We start from the raw sequence: 20,835 nt of genomic DNA on the forward strand, positions 1-20,835 counted from the left end.
CGATCGCGTCAGCTTTGCTCGGTCTTGTTTTTGGCGGCGCGATCTGATGCCGCGGTGTCGCCACCGCCGACACTCATCCGATTGAGGGATAGCCGCATGCCTTGCGTCGGCACCGGCGCGCGCTTGGAGCTGAGCGTGCGTGAATTCACGCCCATCCAGGAGATCTCAGACGACAAGCGGCCGTATTCGATCTTGGGACAGCGGTTCATCACCACCTTGATACCGACGGACTCTGCCTTCGCCGCCGCAGCGTCGTCGCGCGCGCCAAGCTGCATCCAGATCACCTTCGGCAGTGGATCGAGCGTGAGCGCCTCTTCGACCACAGGCATGATGTGGCTGGAGTTGCGAAAAATGTCGATCATGTCGATCGGACGGCCGATGTCTACGAGCGAGGCGACGAAGGGCTTTCCGAGCAGCTCCTTGCCGACATGACCGGGATTGACCGGGATCATGTCGTAGCCGCGCTGCGCCAGATATTTGAACGCAAAGTAGCTCGGCCGCACGTTGACCGGCGAGGCGCCGACCATCGCGATCGACTTCACGCTGTTGAGGATGCCGCGGATGTAATTGTCGGGATAGGCGTCGTGGTTCATCTCATATCTTTTCTTGTTGTCATTCATCCCGCCATGTCGGCGTACGCTTTGCGATGAAGGCGCCAATGCCTTCCTCGGCGTCGCGCGCCATCATGTTCTCGGTCATCACCTCTGCCGCATGGCGATAGGCCTCGGCAAGGCTCATCTCGGCCTGGCGATAGAATGCCTCCTTGCCGAGCTTGACGGTGTAGGCAGATTTCAGTGCGACCTGCTGTGCGAGCGCAATCGCGGCCTCGCGCTCGGTGCCAGCGGGGACGATGCGATTGACGAGGCCGATCTCGCGGGCGCGCGCGGCCGGGATCGGCTCGCCCGTCAGCAGCATCTCCATCGCCTGCTTGCGCGGCACGTTGCGCGACAGCGCCACCATCGGTGTCGAGCAGAACAGGCCGATGTCGACGCCGGGAGTGGCGAAGCTCGCCGCCTCCGAGGCGATCGCCAGATCGCAGCTTGCCACGAGCTGGCAGCCCGCCGCGGTGGCGATGCCTTGGACTGCAGCGACCACGGGCTTGGGTAGGCGCACGATCGCCTGCATCATGGCGCTGCACGCCGTCATGATCTGTGCAAAATAAGCCCGGCCGCGATCCGGATCGGTGCGGCGCGCGGTCAGTTCCTTCAGGTCGTGGCCGGCGGAAAAAGCGGGGCCGTTGGCTGCGATGACGGCCGCACGGATGTGCTTGTCTTCCGCGATCGCATTGAGGCTCGCATGCAGCTGTCCGATCATCGCCTCCGAAAGGCTGTTGCGCGCGGCTGGTCGGTTCAGCGTGAGCACGGCGACGCTGCCGACGATCTCGCGCAGCAGGATCGGCGGTTGCGGGGAGGGGGCACGGGCGGCCTGGGCGGACATCGAAGCGTTTCCAGTTGGATTATTGCAATTGGATGATGCAGATAACTTAATGTAACAGGGCGAGCGAAGCGAGGGTGGGAACAGCATGGCATTGGCGAAAATGAGCGTGGCGGAGGTCGAGCAGTTTCTGCGTGACGAGTTTCCCCAGGCCTTCAGCGGCGATGACATCACGATCGAAAGCGCCGATGGCCAGACCTGCCTTTTGCGCCAGCGCTACAGCGAAAGGATGCTGCGACCGGGTGGAACCGTGTCCGGACCGACGCTGATGGCGCTGGCCGATTTCGCGATGTACGTGGTGCTGCTGTCAGCAATCGGGCCGATCGGGCTCGCGGTCACGACCAATCTCAACATCAACTTCCTGCGCAAGGGCCAGCCCGGGCAGGACGTGCTGGCCGAGGCCCGACTGCTCAAGCTCGGCAAGCGCCTGGCAGTGGGGGAGGTGAATCTCCTGTCGGGCACATCAGCCGACCCAATCGCCCATGTCACCTCGACCTACTCCATTCCAAATGTTTGAACTTTTTGCAGGTAGTATAGCACCATATTTTTAAGTTATTGATTCTACGAATATAAATTCCGCCTTGGGGCATTGACCGCTGCGCCTCTCTTCTCTAGAAACCCGCCCAGTCCGGTGCGGTGTTCGCGCCGATGTCTCCCTCACGGAAATTCTGACATGAAAACCTTTTCGGCAAAGCCGGCCGAGGTGACGAAGAAGTGGGTGCTGATCGACGCCAAGGGTCTGGTCGTCGGCCGTCTCGCCACCATCGTCGCCATGCGGCTCCGCGGCAAACACCTCCCGACCTACACCCCGCACGTCGATTGCGGCGACAACGTCATCATCATCAACGCGCAGCATGCGGTCCTCACCGGCCGTAAGCGCGAGCAGAAGACCTACTACAAGCACACCGGCTACGTCGGCCACGTCAAGGAGCGCACCGCGCGCCAGATCCTCGAAGGCCGTCATCCCGAGCGCGTGCTCGAGAAGGCCGTCGAGCGCATGATCCCGCGTGGTCCGCTCGGCCGCGTGCAGATGGGCAACCTCCGTGTCTACGGCGGCGCCGATCATCCGCACGAGGCGCAGCAGCCCGAGAAGATCGACATCGCCAAGTTGAACCGCAAGAACACGAGGGCCGCATAACATGGCCGAATCCATCCAGTCGCTCGACCAGCTCTCGCAGCTCAAGACGGCGGCCGCGCCCGAGGCGCCCAAGCACGAGAAGAAGGTCGACAAGTTCAACCGCGCCTACGCCACCGGCAAGCGCAAGGACGCGGTCGCCCGCGTCTGGATCAAGCCGGGTGCCGGCAAGGTCACCGTCAACTCGCGCGAGGTCGAGGTCTATTTCGCCCGTCCCGTGCTGCGCATGATGATCGAGCAGCCGTTCTCCGTGGCCCAGCGTTCCGGCCAGTACGACGTGATCTGCACGGTCGCCGGCGGTGGCCTGTCCGGCCAGGCTGGCGCCGTCCGTCACGGCATCTCCAAGGCGCTCACCTATTTCGAGCCGGAGCTGCGCAGCGTGCTCAAGAAGGGCGGCTTCCTGACCCGCGACTCCCGCGTGGTCGAGCGTAAGAAGTACGGCAAGGCCAAGGCCCGCCGGTCCTTCCAGTTCTCGAAGCGTTAATCGCTTCGATCACATTCGCCGCGAAAGCGGCTCCAATGAGATGCAAAAGGGCGCTGTTTTCAGCGCCCTTTTTGTTGTTCGTTTGTACGCAAATTGATGACGTGTTTCCCGAAAACTTGGGTCCACGCGAAAACCTGAATGGAACCCGCGAGACATAGCGTCACATTCGGAAGGGCGCGCAAATCGGCTGGGCCGATCGCGTAACTGCTATGTTTTAGAGGGGGCTGACATGATGTCGCTCGATAGCATCACGCTCTATTTGGTCGCCACCATGGTTGCCGCACTGCTCGGCGCCATGATGGTGTTTTTCGGCAGACAGGAGAACAGCCCCGCGCTGAAATGGTGGGGCACCGCCTATCTCCTCGGCGCCGCCTCCGTTGCGCTCTGGACTGCGGCCGGCGACAGGCTGGGGCCGCATCTCTATCTGGCGTTAAATGCCGTCGGCTTCGTCGCCTGCGGCATGGTGTGGAATGCGGCGCGCGTCTTCCACGGCCGCAAGCCGAACTGGCCGGGCCTCGTGCTCGGCGCGCTCGCCTGGGTCGCTGCCGTCACGCTGCTCAACGCCGAGGCGTCCGTGCTGCGCATGATCATCGGCGCCGGCATCGTCTCGGTCTATGCGGCGCTGACCGCGAGCGAGCTCTGGACCGAACGGCGCAAGAGTATGCAACGCCGCTGGCCGGCCTTCGTGATGCCAGTGATGCACGGCTGCGCATTGATGCTGCCGATCGTGCTCGGCAGCTTCCTGCGCCCGCACGACGCCGGCTTCTCGTCGAGCATCTGGGTCACCGTGTTCGCGGTCGAGCTCGTGCTCTATGCCGTCGGCACCGTGTTCGTGATCTTCATGCTGGTGTCCGAGCGCACGGTGACCGCGCACCGGACCGCCGCGTCGACCGATCCCCTGACCGGCATGCTCAACCGGCGCGGCTTCTCCGAGGCCTGCAGCCGCGTGATCGAGCGCGAGGCCAAGGCCGGGCGGCCGGTGACCGTGATGATCTTCGACATCGACCACTTCAAGTCGATCAACGATCGGTTCGGTCATCCCGCGGGCGACGAGATGCTGAGACTGTTCTCGACCGTCGTCGTCAGCAACCTGCGCATCTCCGATCTCTCGGGCCGCATCGGCGGCGAGGAGTTTGCGGCCTTGCTGCCGTGCTCGCTGGAAGAGGGGGTGCTGGTCGCCGAGCGCGTGCGCGAAGCGTTCGAGACCTCCGGCGTCGTGGTCGATGAAGGTCCGGTCGATACCACCGTCAGCATCGGCGTCGCCGGCGGTCCGGCCGGCACCGAGCTCGAGGTGCTGCTGGCTTCGGCCGACACCGCGCTCTACCAGGCCAAGCGCGGCGGCCGTAACCGCGTCGAGGCGGCGGAGGAGCTGCCGCTGTCGCTGGAGAACTGGCGTCGCCAGAGCGCTGCGCGGCCCGGTGCGCCGCAGGCGCGTCCGGCTACCGTCTGAGACGACAGGCGGCGTTGCGGTAATCCTCTGTTTACCATTCGATCCCTACCATCATGGTCATGGAATCGATCCGTCGACAGACCCCGCAGGCCGCCCTGATGTCACTCGAAGCCCAAGCTGCCTCGGCACGCGGCGGCTTCGCCTGTCTGTTCTCGACCGCGGACGAATACGAGAGCGCGCTGATCACGGAGCGTCGTGCGCAAGGACGATACGGCCAGGCCCGCAGCTACTGGCCGTTCGTGCTGTTCGTCGGCTGCGCGTTCATCGTGGCGGGCACCGTGCTGCTGCTCGCCTGAGAGGCTTGCATTTAGCATTTACTTGCATTTAGCATTTAAGAGACCTGCATTTTCGAGCCGTCCAGGCGCCGTTTCGGCGCCTTTTTCTTTTGCGCCGGCTGCGGTAGACACGCCCATCGAACAAAAATGGGTGGAAACCGATGATCACCGAGATCGCGCAAATCGACGTCAAGCCGGGCAGCGAAAAGGATTTTGAGGCAGCTGTCGCCAAGGCCAAGGCCGCCTTTGGCCGCTCCAAGGGCTTTCACAGCTTCGAGCTGCACAAGTCGATCGAGAAGCCGCAGCGCTACCGCCTGATGGTGAAGTGGGCGACACTGGAGAGCCACACCGTCGATTTCCGCGGCTCCGAAAACTTCACCGAATGGCGCGGCCTCGTCGGGCAGTATTTTGCTTCGCCCCCCGAGGTCGAGCACACCGAGACCGTGCTGACGACCTGAAGCAGGCTCAGGCCGCCAGAGACGGCGCCTCATACGCCTTGAAATGGTCGATCATGACCTTGGCGATGGCGACCAGTGGCAGCGCCAGCGCGAGGCCCCAGATTCCGAAAACGACGCCGAGCAGGATCTGGAACGCGAACAGCGTGGCCGGCGGAATGTCCAGGGCCTGGCGCTGGAGGATCGGCGTCAGCACGTAGCTTTCCATGGCGTGGACGCCGAGGAACAGCAGCAGCGCGGACAGCGCCGCGATCCAGCCCGACGCAAGGCTCGCCAGCACCACGATGACCCCGGCGATGATGGCGCCGACGGTCGGGACAAAGGCGAGCAGGCCCGCCTGGATTCCCAGGATGAACGCGCCGGGGATGCCGATGACGGCAAGCCCGATCCAGGTCACCGCGCCGACCGCGAGCATGACCGTAATCTGCGCGATCAGCCAGCGCTCCAGCGTCTCGCTGATGCGGTCGATGATGAGGGTGATGCGCGTGCGATGTTTGGCCGGCGCGAGGAACAACAGGCCGTCGTGATAGACGCCGGGCTGGGCGGCGAAGGCGAGACCCAGGAACAGCACGATAAAAATGTTTCCGACACCGTGGATGGTGCCAAGCAGCAGCTTGAAGGTCTGGCTCACGATCGCCCCGCCGCTGGAGGCCAGCGCGCCGGCGCCGGGCAATGCTCCGCGCGGGGGCGCTGCGGGTGAGGGCGTCGAGTCCGATGTCGTCGATGCCGTGGCGTCAGGCGCCGCGTTGCCGAGATCGAAGAAGCTGGTATCGATGCCGTGGCCTTCGAGGAAGGACCGGACGTTGGTGATCTGCGACTTGATGGTGTTGCTCAGCAGCGAGGCCTGCTCGGCGATGGTGGCACCGCCGAGATAGGCGACGCCCGCGAGCATCAGGGCGAGGGCGATGCAGACGATCGCGAGGCGGACGGGATGCGGCAGGTGCACGCGGCGGCCGAGCGCGCCCGTCAGCGCATTGAGGCCGAGGCCGAGCAGCATGCCGGTGAAGATCAGCAGCAAGGTGGCGGCAAAATACCAGGTGAAGACCAGCATCGCCGTGAACAGCACAACGCCGATGCCCCCGACCGAGATCGCCCAGGCGAGATCGGCACGGGGGCGGGGCCGTTCATCTGCGGGGATGGTCACATCGGGTCCTTTCGGCGGCTGCGGGGGAGGCACTCTTTCGCGAAATCCCGCCTTGGATCAAGCCGGCCGATAACCGCCGGTTTGACGTTGTCCACGGTCTCGTCGGGCGAACGCCACCGGCGTGAACGGCGCCGCGGCCGCCCTCCGATCGGGCATTTGCGCGAAAATAGCATTGCCGTCCCGCGATCCCTTCTGTTGAATTTGTTCCACCCCAAGGGCATGTTTGGAGAATCTTCTTACGGAGGAGGTCGGAACGGGAGATGAGAAAGCCGGTCGTCGGCGTGATCGGGAATGCCCATCGCGTCGAAAATCGATTTCAGGTCCAGATGGTCGGCGAGCGAAATTTGCGCGCCGTGGCCGAGGTCTCCGGTGGTTTGCCGGTGATGTTCGCGGGCTCGCCCGACATCACCGATATCGGGGCGCTGCTCGATACCGTCGACGGCGTCATCCTCACTGGCGCCCGGGCCAACGTGCACCCGACGCGTTTCAACGTCGATCCCTGCGAGAAGCACGAGCCCTACGACATCCACCGCGACGAGGTCGCGCTGGCGCTCTCGGTTGCCTGCGTCGCCCGCGGCATTCCGCTGTTCGGCATCTGCCGCGGCCTCCAGGAGATGAACGTCGCCTTTGGCGGCTCGCTGCACCCCGAGATCCGCGAAATCCCGGGCCGCATGAATCACCGCATGCCCAGGCTCGAGAATGGCGAGATCCATCCCGATCCGACCGTGGTGTTCGCCGACCGCCACGACGTCGACCTGACGCCGGGCGGGGCGTTCGCAAAATTGCTCGGCTGCGAGAAGATCAGGGTCAATTCGCTGCACGGCCAGGGCATCCTGGAGCCCGGCAAACGTGTGCTGATCGAGGGCGTCGCCGAGGATGGCACCATCGAAGCGATCCGCATCGCGGAAGCCCCGACCTTCGCGCTCGGCGTGCAATGGCACGCCGAATACGATCCGCAGCACAATCCGATCAACCGCAAGCTGTTCGAGGCCTTTGGCGAAGCGCTGGTCGAGCGCCAGAAGGCAGCGGCATAGGCGCACAACGAGGGGTGGGAGCCGACTCTCGCCACGCCGCATCCAACGGGTCCGCGCGGAGCGCGGCCCGATGACAGGCTCCGCGGAGCAATCCAGACTCCCATCGCGCAAAGACTCTGGATTGCTTCGCAATCTCGCGAGGATCCGACGAATTCAATTCATTCACGCTCATGCTAGGCATGTACGCTGAGGAGCCGATCAATTCGATCTGCCGGAACGAGCTCCATTAGGTCTGCATGGCTGCTACACCATCGATCGCTGCGGGCCTATAAAGGGATGGACCGCCGCGCGCGGTGAGCGCCCGTGCGTACCACCCATTTTCATAGAACTAGATTGTAACTGCCCCACGTAGCTTAATTCGGTTGTGAGGGCTCAACTCATGACGAAGCACTTTTCGAAACGCATCGTGACTGATGTGTTCGTAGTCGCCATATCGGTGGTGACAATCACGATTGCAGCGACCTCATTGGGTGAGCCCATTGTGGCAGGCATCGCGGCTTCTATTCCGGGCCCATTTCATCTTGCGATGGAAAACACACTTGGAAGTGCCGGGCCGAGCAAACCGAAGGCGGCCTCCGCGCCAACAGGTTGTCGGCTTCGATCTGCTCCTCTGCAATGGAACGTGGACTGGCTTTTCCGGCCGCCTGCCGCTCCCGCACGATGAATGCGATCCCAGTTGAGGGCGCGGCAAAGATGGGCGGCCCGTGTTTCGCCCATGCGCCTTCCAAATCTCGGGCGGCATAAACCAATCAGTAGGAATTGGTCCGCTCCGATTTTTGCGGCTCTGATTTGTTCTTTGAGAACGAAGTGGAGCAAGATGCAGAACGAAAGCTGACGGTGAGGTGCAAAGTTCATCTTTCCAGTGCGGTTGAATCGTAGACGCGCTCAGTTGGCCGTCTGGCGTCAGCCTCACACTGTCCGCTCCATCCGCCGCGTGCGGTAGGCCTGCGGCGACATCAGGGTCAGCTTGCGGAATGCCTTGCGAAAGCTGCTTTCGTCCTCGTAGCCCGCCGCCCGCGCGATGGTCTTGACCGGCTGCTTCGTCGTCTCCAGCAGCGTGCGCGCGTGCTCGACGCGGCGGCGCGTGATGAAGGCCTGCGGCGGCTCGTGCGTGAGCTCCTGAAACTTCCGGTTCAGCGTGCGCTCGCTGAGGCTGAGTGCGTCGGCGAGGCGCTTGACCGTTATCGGACGCTTGCCCGCGCGCCGAACCAGTAGGTCGGCCTTGGTCAGCAGCGGGTCCTGCGACAGCAGGTAGCCGACGGGCATGAAGATCGACTGGGTGCGCTGCGCGGTGTCGATGACGACGTAATCGGCGCACAACTTTGCGATCTCCTTGCCGTCGACCATCTCGATCAGTCTGAGCAGGAGGTCGACCCACGACATCGGTCCGGCCGCGCAGACGAGACGGTCCGCGCAGGTGATGACGGCGTCCGGGGCGAGGTCGATCGCGGGATGGCGTTGCCGCAGTTCGTTTTGCAGCCACCAGGTGATGGTGGCCCGGCGGTTGTCGAGCAGGCCGGCGCCGGCCAGCAGAAAGACGCCGCTGCAAAATGCACCGATCAGCCGGCCATTTGCGTGCTGCTGCCGGAGCCAGGCGCCGGCGCGGGCATATTGCGGTTGCAGGCGCGCGGCCGTGACGTGGTCGACGAGATTGCCGGGGACGATGATCGCGTCGAAGCTGCCGCGGCTCCCGATCGCGCCATCGACCGAAACCAACTGGCCGCCGCCGGCGCGCACGGCCTTGCCATCGAGCGAGAGCGTCTGGCAGGCGAAGCGGGATTTTGCTCCGCTCTGCTGCATCACGTGGTTGGCGAGCGACAGGACGTCGGCGACGCCGGCGATCGCCGAATGCATGCAGCCTTCCAGCGCCAGAATTGCGAGCTTCATAGGACCTCCGGACGATGCGACGATCCTATCCGATCGGCGTGCGGGTGCGTGGCGGAAATTGCCCGATCTCTGTCTTATCCGCCACTGCCTGGCCGCCACTGTCCGGTCCAATCTGCCGCCGTCGTCACACGACATGATTGGAGAAAGACATGCCTTACGTCACCATTTCCACCGTCCGCGGCATCCTGGACGCCGTGCAGAAGAAGACGCTGCTCGAACGCGTCACCGACCTCCTGGTCGAGGTCGAAGGGCAGGGCACCCCCGATTTCCGCCGCAACGTCTGGGTGAGGATCGAGGAGCACGAGCCCTCGCACTGGTCGCTCGGCGGCATGCAGCCGACGAGCGAGATCATCGCGAGCACGTTCGGACCGATCGGCGCGGACGGCGTGAGGGTGGCACGCTAGCAGCGCCTGGCGCAGGGCGGATCAGCCGTGGGCATGGTCCGCCACTGCCTCTGCTCAACCGATCACATCGCCATCCTGCACGGCCATTTGCATTGCGTTGCACAATCGCGACGTTGGCCTCCACGCGCAGCATTGAGGTTCACGAGGGGAACACCATATGCTCTGCAAGGGAGCCCTTGCCGTGCAAACCATGAAGGCGGCCCTCGTTGCGGCGATCACCGTCGTGGCATTGATCTGCTGCCTCCTTCCCAGCTCAGCGGAGGAGAGCGGCCGCCTTGCACTGATTGTTTCGATCGACGGGGCCATTGGCCCTGCGTCAGCCAGCTATGTGCGGGAGGCTTTGGCCAAGGCGAGCGAACGGCGCGCGGAGGTCGTGCTTCTGAGAATGAACACGCCCGGCGGTCTCAATTCCAGCATGCGCGAGATCATCGCGGATGTGCTCGCCTCGCCCATCCCCGTCGTCGGCTACGTCGCTCCCTCCGGCGCCCACGCGGCGAGTGCAGGGACCTATATCCTTTATGCGACCCACATCGCGGCGATGGCACCAGGCACCAATATCGGTGCGGCGACGCCGGTGCAGATTGGCGGACCGCTGCCGGGCCTGCCGAGCGGTGCACCCGACAAGGATGGCAAAGACAAGAAGGATGAGCCGAAGGACGCGATGACGGCGAAGGCCACGAACGATGCCGTCGCCTTTATCCGCAGCCTCGCCGAGCTGCGCAGCCGCAATGCGGACTGGGCGGAGAAGGCGGTCCGTGAGGCCGCCACTCTCTCTGCCAACGGCGCGCTAGAGGCCCATGCCATCGATCTCGTCGCGCGGGACCAGGCTGAATTGCTGCGGCAGCTCGATGGCCGTGTGGTGGAGGTTGCAGGCGGCAAGACGCAACGCCTCGCGACGAAGGATGCGGTCGTCGAAGCTATCGAGCCGGGACGGATATCCCGCTTCTTGGCGGTCATCACCGACCCGAACGTGGCGTTCATTCTCCTGATGGTCGGCATCTACGGTCTGATCTTCGAGTTCATGTCTCCCGGAGCCGTCGCTCCCGGAGTCGTCGGCGCGATCTGCCTGCTGATCGGCCTCTACGCGCTCAATTTGCTGCCGATCAACTATGCCGGCCTCGCCCTGATGCTGGTCGGACTCGTGCTTCTCACCGTCGAAGCCTTCAATCCGACGGTGGTGATCGGTCTCGGAGGGATCATCGCTTTCGTGCTGGGTGCGCTGATGCTGTTCAGGGTCGAGGCGCCCGGCTACCAGCTGTCGTGGTGGGTGATCGGCATCACTACAGCTGTGTTCGTCGGCTTTACACTGGTCGTGCTTGGTTCGCTTCGGCGGGCCGCCAAGGCTCCTGAACGGGTCGGCGCGCAGGCCATGCGAGGCTTGTCCGCCGAAATTCTCGACTGGAACGGGAACGAGGGTCATGTGTTCGCCCATGGTGAACGCTGGCAGGCGCGCGGCGCCGACACGTTCGAGCCCGGAGAGACGGTCGAAGTTGCCAGCGTCGTCGACCTGACGCTGCTGATACGGCGCGCACCGGCGAGGACCGGTGAGGGAGGTACATCATGATGCTGGAATATCTGACCTATGCGGCGCTCGCGCTGCTAGTCGTCATATTTCTGTCCCAGGCCATTCGAATCCTGCGCGAATATGAGCGCGGTGTCGTCTTTACGCTCGGCCGCTTTACCGGTGTGAAGGGCCCTGGCCTCATCATCCTCATTCCGATCGTGCAGCAACTCGTCAAGGTCGACCTCCGGGTGATGGTGCAGGTCGTGCCGCCGCAGGACGTGATTTCGCGAGACAACGTGTCCGTCAAGGTCAACGCCGTGCTGTACTTCCGCATCGTCGACCCCGAGCGCGCCATCATCAAGGTCGGCGATTACATGGCGGCCACCAGCCAGCTCGCCCAGACCACGTTGCGTTCGGTGCTCGGCAAGCACGAGCTCGACGAGATGCTTGCCGAGCGCGACAGGTTGAACGCCGACATCCAGGAGATCCTCGACAAGCAGACGGACGTCTGGGGCATCAAGGTCACCGGCATAGAGATCAAGGACGTCGATATCAACGAAACCATGGTTCGCGCCATTGCCAAACAGGCTGAGGCCGAGCGCTTGCGGCGGGCCAAGGTGATCAATGCGATGGGCGAGCAGCAGGCTGCCGAAAAGCTCGTCGAAGCCGGCCGGATCCTCGCGCAGGAGCCTCAGGCCATGCAGCTGCGTTATTTCGCGGCTCTGCACGACATCGCCGGCGAACGATCGTCGACTGTCGTGTTTCCGCTACCGACGGGCTTGCTCGACCATTTGATGTCGCGGCCTAACAACCCGTAGCCGTAAGCGGCGAAGATGACCCATCTTCGGCCCAAATGGGCGTGTCGAATGTTGATGCCTACTTAAACGGGAGCAACATTCGATGACCAAGCACGCCGTCAGCCCACCAAGCCGCCGCCAACGCCGGACATTCATGCTTGCCGTTCCGCTGGTCGCCTTCGCACTTTGTTCGTGGCCGATCGGCGGAGCCGCGCAGGCCGCAGAGCCCGGCAAGGACACCCCTGCCGCCAATCTGCCCCGCATTCTCGTACTGGCGACGGGCGGCACCATTGCGGGCCAGGCCGACCCGCGCGCGACGGGTGCGTACAAATCCGGCCAGATCACGGGCGAGCAGCTGATGCAGTCAGTGCCGGGCCTGGACAAGCTGGCGAAGCTGAACGCCGAGCAGATTTCGTCGATCGGATCCCAGGACATGAACGACAAGGTCTGGTTTGCGCTGGCCCGCCGCATCCAGGAGGCCTTCGACAAGAATGAAGCCGATGGCATCGTCATCACCCATGGCACCGATACGCTGGAGGAGACCGCGTTCTTTCTCGACAACGTGGTGCGCGGCGACAAGCCCGTGGTGATCGTCGGCTCGATGCGGCCGGCTACGTCGGTGAGCGCGGACGGCCCCGGCAATCTCTACGAGGCGGTGCAGGTGGCCGCCGATCCGCGCTCGCGCGGGCGGGGCGTCATGGCCGTGCTGAACGACAAGATTCAGGGCGCCCGCTCGGTCACCAAGACCAACACCACGAGCATCGAGACGTTCAATACGTCCAATGACGGGCCGATCGGTTATGTCGACACCGCCGGCGGCATCCGTTTCATGACCCAGGCTGCCGGCTTCAAGCGCGCGACCTATCAGCTGCCGGCAGGCGAGCAATTGCCGCGCGTCGCGATCGTCTACTCTCACGCCAACATGGACGCCGTTCCGATCGAGGATGCCATCTCGCACGGCGCCAAGGGCATCGTGCTCGCCGGCGTCGGCGACGGCAATACGTCCAAGCCCGCCCTCGAAGCGCTCGAAGCGGCGGCGAAGAAGGGCATCATCGTGGTGCGCTCCACGCGGGTTCGATCCGGCTTCGTGACGCGAAACGTCGAGGTCGACGACGACAAGAACGGATTCGTCGTGTCCGAGGACCTCAATCCCCAGAAGGCGCGCGTTCTCACCCAATTGCTGATCGCGAGCGGTGTGACGGCGCCGGCCGAATTGCAGAAGGCGTTCACCGCGACGTGGTAGCGGCTGGCTCGTATCTTGTGGGGTGGGTTAGCTTAGCGGGTTGCGCAAAGCGCAAATCGCTAGGCGTAACCCACCAACTTCCGCATTTGCTGAAGCATGGTGGGGTTACGCCAGCGGACTGCGCTTCGCGCAGCCGCCAGCTAACCCACCCTACAGACCCAACGGCCCAAACGAAAAGGCGCTCCTCTCGGAGCGCCTTTTGCTTGCCGTATGGCGTTCGGGCCGATCAGCCCGAATAGTACATGTCGAATTCGATCGGATGCGGGGTCATCTCGAAGCGCTCGACTTCGGTCATCTTCAGCTCGATATAGGCATCGATGAAGTCGTCGTCGAACACGCCGCCGGCCTTCAGGAAGGCGCGGTCCTTGTCGAGATTCTCGAGGGCTTCACGCAAGCTGCCGCACACCGTTGGGATCTGCTTCAGCTCTTCCTTCGGCAAGTCGTAGAGATCCTTGTCCATCGCCGGGCCCGGATCGATCTTGTTCTTGATGCCGTCGAGACCGGCCATCAGCATCGCGGCGAAGCCGAGATAGGGGTTGGCGAGCGGATCGGGGAAGCGCACCTCGACGCGCTTGGCCTTCGGCGAAGCAGTGTAGGGGATGCGGCAGGAGGCCGAGCGGTTGCGCGCGGAGTAGGCGAGCAGCACGGGGGCCTCATAGCCCGGGACCAGACGCTTGTAGGAGTTGGTCGAGGGATTGGTGAAGGCGTTGATCGCCTTGGCATGGTTGATGATGCCGCCGATGTAGTGGAGGCATGTCTCCGATAGGTCGGCGTATTTGTTGCCGGCGAACACCGGCTTGCCTTCCTTCCAGATCGACTGGTGCACGTGCATGCCCGAGCCGTTGTCGCCGTAGACCGGCTTCGGCATGAAGGTGGCGGTCTTGCCGTAGATGTGCGCGACCTGGTGGATGCAGTACTTGTAGATCTGGAGGTGGTCGGCCATCAGCGTCAGCGTGTCGAACTTCATGCCGAGCTCGTGCTGGGCGGAGGCGACCTCGTGGTGATGCTTCTCGACCTTGACGCCCATCTTGGCCATGGCGCCGAGCATCTCCGAGCGCATGTCCTGCACGGAGTCCTGCGGCGGAACCGGGAAGTAGCCGCCCTTGGTGCGGACGCGGTGGCCGAGATTGCCGCCTTCATATTCGGTGTCGGAGTTGGTCGGCAGCTCCGAGGAGTCGAGGCGGAAACCGGTGTTGTAGGGGGTCGAGGAGAAGCGCACGTCGTCGAACACGAAGAACTCGGCCTCGGGGCCGACGAAGACGGTGTCGCCCACGCCCATCGACTTCACCATCGCCTCCGCCTTCTTGGCGATGCCGCGGGGGTCGCGGTTGTAGGGCTCGCCGGTGGTCGGCTCCAGCACGTCGCAGGTAATGACCATCGTGGTCTCGGCGAAGAACGGATCGATCGTCGCAGTCACCGGATCGGGCATCAGGCACATGTCGGACTCGTTGATCGCCTTCCAGCCGGCGATCGAGGAGCCGTCGAACATCGTCCCTTCGGCGAAAATGTCCTCATCGATCATGCTGACGTCGAACGTCACATGCTGCCACTTGCCGCGCGGATCGGTGAAGCGCAGGTCGACGTATTTGACGTCGTTGTCCTTGATCGATTTCAGGACGTCTTTGGCGGTCTTCATGCATACCCCTTTTGGCTCTGCGGGTCGGTTTCCAGATGAGCAAGATTATTCTCGCTTGGGCGAGTTTGGCGCGACCGCACAAACGAAATCAGGCCGCCGAAGCAGCCTTATTTCCTGTCAGAGTGTCGCAAAACGCGGGATAGCACCCGGCTCAGATAGCGTCCAGCCCGGATTCGCCGGTTCGGATGCGGATCGCCTCTTCGACGTTGGAGACGAAGATCTTGCCGTCCCCGATGCGCCCGGTCTGCGCGGCGCGGCGGATCGCCTCGATGGCGCGCTCGACCAGATCGTCGCCGATCACGATCTCGATCTTCACCTTGGGCAGGAAGTCGACGATGTATTCTGCGCCGCGGTAGAGTTCGGCGTGACCCTTCTGCCGGCCAAAGCCCTTGGCCTCGGTGACGGTGATGCCCTGAAGGCCGACTTCCTGAAGCGCTTCCTTCACCTCGTCGAGCTTGAATGGCTTGATGATGGCTTCGATTTTCTTCACTGCGCGCCTCCCGGCCTCTCGATCAAATAGCAACGTCTTCGTCAGGATGCGCTTTGTCACGCACGATCTTGTCTTCGCTATGCCGGGATGCCTGACCAGCCCGGCAACGACGGCCGGCCACACCCTGATGAATGCCAGTGAGCACGACAAACCGAAGCGGCTTCCTCGAAAGCAGGGTCTATGCCAAGTTGCAAATGCCCTGATTATTGGAGCGTTATCAGCCTTTTAACGAGCACAATCTGATAGGTGGCGCCGACCGGCCCAAAATACCGCAGACTACGAAATAGGCAAACGGTTCAATATATGTGCAGATCGTTGTTCCGTGGGATGGGTCGGCGCGGAACGTGCCCGTTGAACGGGCGTTTGGACCAGGGAAGTGGCATGGAAGTTCTGACCAACGCTGAAATGCAGCGCGCCGATCAGCTCAGTATCGCGGCAGGCACGCCCGGCTTCAAGCTGATGCTCAGCGCCGGCCAGGCGGTCGCCGAGGCGGCCAATGCGCTGGTCGAGGAGGGGCCGATCCTGATCGTCGCCGGCCCCGGCAACAATGGCGGCGACGGTTTTGTCGCAGCCGCCGAGCTCGCCGCCCAGGGCCGCGAGGTCTCGGTGATCCTGATGTGCGAACGCGACCAGCTCCAGGGTGACGCCGCCTCCGCCGCGCGGGGCTGGAAGCACCCGGTGCTCCCGTTCAATCCGCAGGCGATCGGAAAGCCGGCGCTGATCATCGATGCCCTGTTCGGCGCGGGCCTCAGCCGCCCCGTCGACGGCGAGGCGCGCGCCATGATCGAGGCGATCAACGGCAACGGCGCCTTGGTGCTGGCGGTCGACCTGCCGAGCGGCATCAACGGCACCAGCGCCGCCGTGATGGGCGCGGCCGTGAATGCCACGGAGACCGTGACCTTCTTCCGCAAGAAGCCGGCGCATCTGTTGCTGCCCGGCCGCATGCATTGCGGCCGCGTGCGCGTCGCCGACATCGGCATCGACGCGAGCGTGCTGGACGAGATCGCCCCGCAGCTCTTCGAGAACGATCCGGATTTCTGGGGCGCCGCCTTTCCGGTGCCGCGCATCGACGGCCACAAATTCGCGCGAGGCCATGTGCTGGCCGTCTCCGGTGACGCAGCCGCGACAGGCGCTGCGCGGCTCGCCGCGCGCGGGGCGCTGCGGGCCGGCGCGGGCCTCGTGACGCTGGCGAGCCCGCGCGATGCGCTCGCGATCAATGCCAGCGCGCTGACCGCGGTGATGGTTCGCCCGGTCGACACCGCGATCGAGTTCGGCGAGCTCCTCGGCGACAAGCGCTATAACACCTGCATGATAGGCCCCGGCGCGGGCGTCGGCGAGCGCACCTGCGATCTCGTTCATACCGCGCTGACGGCGCAGCGGCATCTGGTGCTGGACGCGGACGCGCTGACGAGCTTTGCCGCAAAGCCAGAGCGGCTGTTCGAATCGATCAGGTCCTCGCAGGACAATGCGGTGGTGCTGACCCCGCACGAGGGCGAGTTTCCGCGGCTGTTCTCGGATCTCAGCAACAAGCATCCCGGCCGGTCCAAGCTCGAGCGCGTCCGCGCCGCCGCCGAGCGCTGCGGCGCCGTGGTGCTGCTGAAGGGACCGGACACGACGGTCGCGGCCCCTGACGGCCGCGCCACCATCGCCGCCAACGCGCCGCCCTGGCTCGCCACCGCCGGCGCCGGCGACGTGCTCTCGGGCATCATCGCAGGCCTCCTGGCGCAAGGCGTGCCGGCGTTTGAGGCCGCCAGCATCGGCGTCTGGATGCATGGCGAGGCAGGAAGCGAGGCGGGGCCGGGGCTGATCGCGGAAGACCTGACCGAGACGCTGCCGGCCGTGCACCGGCGGATCTATGATGCGCTCGGGGTGGAGTACTAGTGCTGCGGCAGCTCGCGCTCGCGGACATGGATGCGGCCGCCCAGGTCCATCGGATTGCGCTCGACCAGGCGATGCCGTGGCTCGTCGGGTTGCACACGCCGGACGAGGACCGCTGGTTCTACCGCGAGCGTGTTTTTCCGACCTGCCGCGTATGGGGACGCTTCGACGACGAAGTGCTCAGCGGGATCATTGCGTTCCGTGAGGGCTGGATCGAGCAGCTCTACGTGCTTCCGGTTGCCCAGGGCCGTGGTGTCGGTACTGAACTCCTCGACGTTGCCAAAGAGGCCTGCGATCGACTCGAGCTCTGGACCTTCCAGCGCAACGCGCCGGCGCGGCGCTTCTATGAAGCGCGCGGATTTGCGCTGGTCGAGCAGACCGACGGGGTGCGGAACGAGGAACGGGAGCCCGACGCTCGGTACCTCTGGACGCGCCAATAGGCGCTCACTCCACCGCGTACCAGCGCACGAGCCGCGGGGCGGCCCAGTCGGTCAGAACGGATTCGATCAGCCATCGTCCGGATGAGGTCGCCGCGAATGCGATGCGCTGGGTCTGGCCGGGCTCGATCGCGAGCGTATCGAGCCAGTAGGGCTTCCAGCCGTCGTCGAGCTTGTCGAGCAGGCGGAAATGGTGGCCGTGCAGGTGGAACACGGTCGTGACGGGGGCTGGGTTCTTCAGGGCCAGGACGATCGTGCGGCCGGCCTTGGCGCGGAAGGTCGGGGCGGAGGCGGTGGAGAAATTGACGGGCCGCGTCCAGCCGGCGTCGGCTGCGCCGAGCGCGACATCGAACCGCAGGGCGCCTTTCAGATCGAGTTGATCGGGCAGGTCATTGGAAGGGAGCGGCTGTGCCGGCACTGGCGGCGCGCGCCGCTCCAGCCTGCCTGTGACCGAGAGGCTGCCGACCTGGCGGGCCTCCTTGCCGTCGTGCAGCAGGAATGGGGCCGACGTGGCCGCGTCCACAAAGACATCGGCCCGCGCGCCCGGGGCCAGCACCAGCGCCCCGCTGCGCGCCGAAAACGGCTCGGCCGGTTGTCCGTCCAGGGCCATCACCCGGACGTCGTGGCTTTCCAATTTGATCGCCAGAACAGTACGTTGGGAGCCGTTGATAAAGCGTAGCCGCAGCCGCTCATTGGCCGCGGCTAACAGTTCGAATGAAGTCTGTCCGTTGATCGTGTAGAGCGGCGTCGTGTCCTTGGGATCGCGCCCCGGGGGAAGCGCGGTCCCATCCGGCCGCACGCGCCATTCCTCGATCAGCAAAACCTCGTCACGATCAACAGTGACCCGATTTGCCTCCTCGGCGATGATCGGAAGTGGGCGCGCGGGTTGCTTCAGGCCGTCCTCGAAGAGGCGGAAGTCGGCCAGCAGGGTTCCTGCATTAGATATTGAAATAATTGATGTTTCAGTCGTGTCTGGGGCGGTCGGCGCGCGCCCCCGGAAAGGATCGGAAGTGGTCGGGCCGGTCAGGCCGTACCAGACTGGTGCAAGCGGCACAGGCAGCTCGTTCCGGAACACCACCTCGCAGCGGTTGCCGCGCTTGAGACGGACGTTTCCCAGGTGGCTTACGGCGGCCAGCTCCCAGATTGGTGTCGGCGGCTGACCCGGCGTCAAGGCCAACGTGGCCGGTCGTGCCTGGAGCGCGAGCTGGGCGGTCACGAGCGGGCCTGCGCCGCCGCCGATCAGCCCGGCCGCCGAGGCGCCAAGTCCAGTCAAAAGTCCGGCCAAAACCTCGCGTCGGTTCGGGTCAAAAATCCGCGTTGCCATGGCCGATCCGGACCACGCCGCGCTGGATAAGTCCAGCCGTCGTGCCTACTTGAAGCTTGCCTCCAACCGGCCATTTTTTTGCTGCGAACAGTCAGGCACATGCTATAAGCCCGGCCGCCCGCGGCATCGCGGCCGGTCTTGATGCAAATTCACGCGGGCGTGGCGGAACTGGTAGACGCGCTGGATTTAGGTTCCAGTGACGAAAGTTGTGGGGGTTCGAGTCCCTCCGCCCGCACCAAGCGCTTTCAGCGTTTGCACGGATTACGAGACCTGCTTCCGCGCGGACTTTGTCCGCTTGGAGCCGGTCCAATGAACCACCGGCGTTGAGGCGTTTGCCTCGCGTCGGATCGATTAATGACAGCGTCCCGACGCATGCGCGCCGGGACCGAACGAGAAGAAGATTGGACGCCATGCAGGTCACAGAGACCCTCTCGGAAGGTTTGAAGCACGAGTTCAAGATCAGCGTCCCTGCGTCAGATCTCGACGCCAAGGCCGATGCCAAGCTCGTCGATCTCAAGGACAAGGTCCGTCTCAACGGCTTCCGTCCCGGCAAGGTGCCGGTCGGTCACCTGAAGAAGGTCTATGGCCGCTCGGTGATGGCCGAGACCATCGACCAGACCATCCGCGACACCAACACGCAGCTGTTCTCCGAGCGCGGCTTCCGCCTCGCGACCGAGCCGAAGATCACCATGCCGACCGAGCAGGCCGAGGTCGAGGAACTGCTGAGCGGCAAGACCGATCTGACCTACACCGTCGCGATCGAGGTGGTGCCAGCCATTGCGCTCGCCGACTTCAAGACCTTCGAGGTCGAGAAGCCCGTCGTCGACGTCACCGAATCCGACGTCGACGAGGCGATCAAGCGCATCGCCGATTCCAATCGCACCTTTGCCGCCAAAGGCGAGGGCGCCAAGGCCGCCTCGGGCGATCGTGTCACCATCAACTTCAAAGGCACCATCAACGGTGAGGCCTTCGAGGGCGGCACCGGCGAGGGCATCCAGGTCCTGATTGGCTCCAACACCTTCATCCCCGGCTTCGAGGAGCAGCTCATCGGCATCGGCGCCAACGAGACGCGCACGCTGAAAGTGTCGTTCCCGAAAAACTACATGAACGACAAGCTCGCCGGCCAGCCGGCCGAGTTCGAGACCACCGCGACGCTGATCGAGGCGCCGCAGGATCTCGCGATCGACGACGAGTTCGCCAAGACGCTCGGCCTCGAATCGCTCGACAAGCTCAAGGAAGCCGCGCGCGAGCGGCTGGCCGCCGAATTCGCGACCGCGACGCGTCAGCGCGTCAAGCGCGCGCTGCTCGACCGCCTCGACGAAGCGCATCGCTTCGATGCGCCGCCCTCGCTGGTCGACGAGGAGTTCAATCTGATGTGGAACTCGGTCAAGGCCGAGATGGCTTCGGCCGGCAAGACCTTTGCCGACGAGAACACCACTGAAGACGCCGCCAAGGAAGAGTACCGCAAGATCGCCGACCGCCGCGTGCGCCTCGGCCTCGTGCTCTCCGAGATCGGCGAGAAGAACAAGATCACCGTGACCGACGACGAGGTCGGCCGCGCCGTGATCGAGCGGGCGCGCCAGATGCCCGGCCGTGAGAAGGAAGTCTGGGACTATTACCGCAACAACGCCCAGGCGCTGGCCCAGCTTCGTGCACCAATCTATGAGGACAAGGTCGTCGACTTCATCCTCGAGCTCGCCAAGGTGACCGAGAAGAAGGTCTCGCGCGAGGAGCTCTACAGGGATGACGAGGCGGAAAAGAGCGCTGCCTGAAGGCGTTGAGAAAGCCTTCCATTAAGGATGATCAGCGAAGGGGCTCAGCTAG

General features: G+C 64.2%; 21 protein-coding genes and 1 tRNA gene. 15 read left to right on the forward strand and 7 right to left on the reverse strand.

The features are described 5' to 3' along the window. Positions 1-8: 8 nt before the first annotated feature. Together ACR9YP_RS23255 and ACR9YP_RS23260 are read right to left on the reverse strand one after the other, a co-directional pair. The gene (locus ACR9YP_RS23255) at positions 9-593 is read right to left on the reverse strand and encodes a CoA-binding protein (protein ID WP_438107977.1); all 585 of its coding nucleotides are present in this window, start codon (positions 591-593) and stop codon (positions 9-11) included. Positions 594-612: 19 nt separating this feature from the next. Beyond that, positions 613-1,437: an enoyl-CoA hydratase gene (locus ACR9YP_RS23260; protein WP_176945864.1), complete on the reverse strand. Its 825-nt coding sequence runs from the start codon at positions 1,435-1,437 to the stop codon at positions 613-615. A gap of 85 nt (positions 1,438-1,522) precedes the next feature. Between ACR9YP_RS23260 and ACR9YP_RS23265 the strand changes: the two genes are divergently transcribed. The 6 genes from ACR9YP_RS23265 (at position 1,523) to ACR9YP_RS23290 (ending at position 5,236) form a co-directional block, all read left to right on the forward strand. Then, entirely contained in the window at positions 1,523-1,951 is a 429-nt protein-coding gene (locus ACR9YP_RS23265; RefSeq protein ID WP_128933403.1) for a PaaI family thioesterase, read from the forward strand. Positions 1,952-2,107: 156 nt separating this feature from the next. Continuing rightward, positions 2,108-2,572 (forward strand): 50S ribosomal protein L13, encoded by a 465-nt coding sequence (gene rplM / locus ACR9YP_RS23270; RefSeq protein WP_018642440.1) that lies wholly within the window; start codon positions 2,108-2,110, stop codon positions 2,570-2,572. Between the two features lies 1 nt (position 2,573). Beyond that, positions 2,574-3,053 carry a 30S ribosomal protein S9 gene (gene rpsI, locus ACR9YP_RS23275; protein ID WP_018642439.1) on the forward strand — a complete coding sequence of 160 codons (480 nt, stop codon included), beginning with the start codon at positions 2,574-2,576 and terminating at the stop codon, positions 3,051-3,053. A gap of 229 nt (positions 3,054-3,282) precedes the next feature. Next, positions 3,283-4,503, forward strand: a complete 1,221-nt coding sequence (locus ACR9YP_RS23280) for a GGDEF domain-containing protein (RefSeq protein WP_474217170.1) — start codon at positions 3,283-3,285, stop codon at positions 4,501-4,503. Between the two features lie 59 nt (positions 4,504-4,562). Beyond that, positions 4,563-4,799, forward strand: coding sequence for a hypothetical protein (locus ACR9YP_RS23285; protein WP_091893392.1), 237 nt, complete (start codon positions 4,563-4,565; stop codon positions 4,797-4,799). A gap of 140 nt (positions 4,800-4,939) precedes the next feature. Beyond that, positions 4,940-5,236: an antibiotic biosynthesis monooxygenase family protein gene (locus ACR9YP_RS23290; RefSeq protein WP_474217172.1), complete on the forward strand. Its 297-nt coding sequence runs from the start codon at positions 4,940-4,942 to the stop codon at positions 5,234-5,236. A gap of 7 nt (positions 5,237-5,243) precedes the next feature. Here the strand turns inward: ACR9YP_RS23290 and ACR9YP_RS23295 are convergent, their stop codons facing one another. After that, positions 5,244-6,377, reverse strand: coding sequence for an AI-2E family transporter (locus ACR9YP_RS23295; RefSeq protein ID WP_474217173.1), 1,134 nt, complete (start codon positions 6,375-6,377; stop codon positions 5,244-5,246). Positions 6,378-6,637: 260 nt separating this feature from the next. On the opposite strand from ACR9YP_RS23295, the gene ACR9YP_RS23300 reads away from it, so the two are divergent. Beyond that, complete coding sequence (locus ACR9YP_RS23300) at positions 6,638-7,411, forward strand: gamma-glutamyl-gamma-aminobutyrate hydrolase family protein (RefSeq protein ID WP_474217174.1); 774 nt, start codon at positions 6,638-6,640, stop codon at positions 7,409-7,411. Between the two features lie 909 nt (positions 7,412-8,320). Here ACR9YP_RS23300 and ACR9YP_RS23305 read toward each other — a convergent pair. After that, positions 8,321-9,298 carry a GlxA family transcriptional regulator gene (locus ACR9YP_RS23305; RefSeq protein WP_474217175.1) on the reverse strand — a complete coding sequence of 326 codons (978 nt, stop codon included), beginning with the start codon at positions 9,296-9,298 and terminating at the stop codon, positions 8,321-8,323. 149 nt (positions 9,299-9,447) lie between these two features. Between ACR9YP_RS23305 and ACR9YP_RS23310 the strand changes: the two genes are divergently transcribed. The 4 genes from ACR9YP_RS23310 (at position 9,448) to ACR9YP_RS23325 (ending at position 13,246) form a co-directional block, all read left to right on the forward strand. Further along, positions 9,448-9,702 (forward strand): tautomerase family protein, encoded by a 255-nt coding sequence (locus ACR9YP_RS23310; RefSeq protein ID WP_474217176.1) that lies wholly within the window; start codon positions 9,448-9,450, stop codon positions 9,700-9,702. A 181-nt stretch (positions 9,703-9,883) separates the two neighbouring features. Further along, positions 9,884-11,266: an NfeD family protein gene (locus ACR9YP_RS23315; RefSeq protein WP_474217177.1), complete on the forward strand. Its 1,383-nt coding sequence runs from the start codon at positions 9,884-9,886 to the stop codon at positions 11,264-11,266. Continuing rightward, positions 11,263-12,024: a slipin family protein gene (locus ACR9YP_RS23320; RefSeq protein ID WP_474217178.1), complete on the forward strand. Its 762-nt coding sequence runs from the start codon at positions 11,263-11,265 to the stop codon at positions 12,022-12,024. The genes ACR9YP_RS23315 and ACR9YP_RS23320 overlap by 4 nt, the downstream gene beginning before the upstream one ends. An 82-nt stretch (positions 12,025-12,106) precedes the next feature. Further along, positions 12,107-13,246, forward strand: coding sequence for an asparaginase (locus ACR9YP_RS23325; RefSeq protein ID WP_474217179.1), 1,140 nt, complete (start codon positions 12,107-12,109; stop codon positions 13,244-13,246). A 226-nt stretch (positions 13,247-13,472) separates the two neighbouring features. Here ACR9YP_RS23325 and glnA read toward each other — a convergent pair whose 3' ends face one another. Then, complete coding sequence (gene glnA, locus ACR9YP_RS23330; RefSeq protein ID WP_370985964.1) at positions 13,473-14,882, reverse strand: type I glutamate--ammonia ligase; 1,410 nt, start codon at positions 14,880-14,882, stop codon at positions 13,473-13,475. A gap of 151 nt (positions 14,883-15,033) precedes the next feature. Next, on the reverse strand, positions 15,034-15,372 hold the full coding sequence (locus ACR9YP_RS23335) for a P-II family nitrogen regulator (protein ID WP_091893396.1): 339 nt from the start codon (positions 15,370-15,372) through the stop codon (positions 15,034-15,036). A 381-nt stretch (positions 15,373-15,753) separates the two neighbouring features. Here ACR9YP_RS23335 and ACR9YP_RS23340 point away from each other — a divergent pair, with 381 nt between their 5' ends. Then, positions 15,754-17,253 (forward strand): NAD(P)H-hydrate dehydratase, encoded by a 1,500-nt coding sequence (locus ACR9YP_RS23340; RefSeq protein WP_438107983.1) that lies wholly within the window; start codon positions 15,754-15,756, stop codon positions 17,251-17,253. Beyond that, entirely contained in the window at positions 17,253-17,690 is a 438-nt protein-coding gene (locus tag ACR9YP_RS23345; RefSeq protein WP_438107984.1) for a GNAT family N-acetyltransferase, read from the forward strand. The genes ACR9YP_RS23340 and ACR9YP_RS23345 overlap by 1 nt, the downstream gene beginning before the upstream one ends. Before the next feature lie 4 nt (positions 17,691-17,694). Here the strand turns inward: ACR9YP_RS23345 and ACR9YP_RS23350 are convergent, their stop codons facing one another. Then, complete coding sequence (locus ACR9YP_RS23350; RefSeq protein WP_474217180.1) at positions 17,695-19,011, reverse strand: multicopper oxidase family protein; 1,317 nt, start codon at positions 19,009-19,011, stop codon at positions 17,695-17,697. A 153-nt stretch (positions 19,012-19,164) separates the two neighbouring features. On the opposite strand from ACR9YP_RS23350, the gene ACR9YP_RS23355 reads away from it, so the two are divergent. Further along, positions 19,165-19,249: transfer RNA gene (locus tag ACR9YP_RS23355), tRNA-Leu, on the forward strand. Positions 19,250-19,421: 172 nt separating this feature from the next. Continuing rightward, on the forward strand, positions 19,422-20,783 hold the full coding sequence (tig, locus tag ACR9YP_RS23360) for a trigger factor (protein ID WP_438107985.1): 1,362 nt from the start codon (positions 19,422-19,424) through the stop codon (positions 20,781-20,783). Positions 20,784-20,835: the final 52 nt, after the last annotated feature.

This window comes from Bradyrhizobium sp. BR14999, assembly GCF_056106085.1.

Excerpts from the sequence above, each read along its gene's own strand:
- tig (WP_438107985.1), top strand. The coding sequence starts at position 19,422 with ATGCAGGTCACAGAGACCCTCTCGGAAGGTTTGAAGCACGAGTTCAAG.
- ACR9YP_RS23325 (WP_474217179.1), top strand. The coding sequence starts at position 12,107 with ATGACCAAGCACGCCGTCAGCCCACCAAGCCGCCGCCAACGCCGGACA.
- ACR9YP_RS23280 (WP_474217170.1), top strand. The coding sequence starts at position 3,283 with ATGATGTCGCTCGATAGCATCACGCTCTATTTGGTCGCCACCATGGTT.
- ACR9YP_RS23340 (WP_438107983.1), top strand. The coding sequence starts at position 15,754 with ATGGAAGTTCTGACCAACGCTGAAATGCAGCGCGCCGATCAGCTCAGT.
- ACR9YP_RS23310 (WP_474217176.1), top strand. The coding sequence starts at position 9,448 with ATGCCTTACGTCACCATTTCCACCGTCCGCGGCATCCTGGACGCCGTG.
- ACR9YP_RS23260 (WP_176945864.1), bottom strand. The coding sequence starts at position 1,437 with ATGTCCGCCCAGGCCGCCCGTGCCCCCTCCCCGCAACCGCCGATCCTG.
- rplM (WP_018642440.1), top strand. The coding sequence starts at position 2,108 with ATGAAAACCTTTTCGGCAAAGCCGGCCGAGGTGACGAAGAAGTGGGTG.
- ACR9YP_RS23265 (WP_128933403.1), top strand. The coding sequence starts at position 1,523 with ATGGCATTGGCGAAAATGAGCGTGGCGGAGGTCGAGCAGTTTCTGCGT.
- ACR9YP_RS23255 (WP_438107977.1), bottom strand. The coding sequence starts at position 593 with ATGAACCACGACGCCTATCCCGACAATTACATCCGCGGCATCCTCAAC.
- ACR9YP_RS23305 (WP_474217175.1), bottom strand. The coding sequence starts at position 9,298 with ATGAAGCTCGCAATTCTGGCGCTGGAAGGCTGCATGCATTCGGCGATC.
- ACR9YP_RS23320 (WP_474217178.1), top strand. The coding sequence starts at position 11,263 with ATGATGCTGGAATATCTGACCTATGCGGCGCTCGCGCTGCTAGTCGTC.
- glnA (WP_370985964.1), bottom strand. The coding sequence starts at position 14,882 with ATGAAGACCGCCAAAGACGTCCTGAAATCGATCAAGGACAACGACGTC.
- ACR9YP_RS23285 (WP_091893392.1), top strand. The coding sequence starts at position 4,563 with ATGGAATCGATCCGTCGACAGACCCCGCAGGCCGCCCTGATGTCACTC.
- ACR9YP_RS23300 (WP_474217174.1), top strand. The coding sequence starts at position 6,638 with ATGAGAAAGCCGGTCGTCGGCGTGATCGGGAATGCCCATCGCGTCGAA.
- ACR9YP_RS23350 (WP_474217180.1), bottom strand. The coding sequence starts at position 19,011 with ATGGCAACGCGGATTTTTGACCCGAACCGACGCGAGGTTTTGGCCGGA.
- ACR9YP_RS23290 (WP_474217172.1), top strand. The coding sequence starts at position 4,940 with ATGATCACCGAGATCGCGCAAATCGACGTCAAGCCGGGCAGCGAAAAG.
- rpsI (WP_018642439.1), top strand. The coding sequence starts at position 2,574 with ATGGCCGAATCCATCCAGTCGCTCGACCAGCTCTCGCAGCTCAAGACG.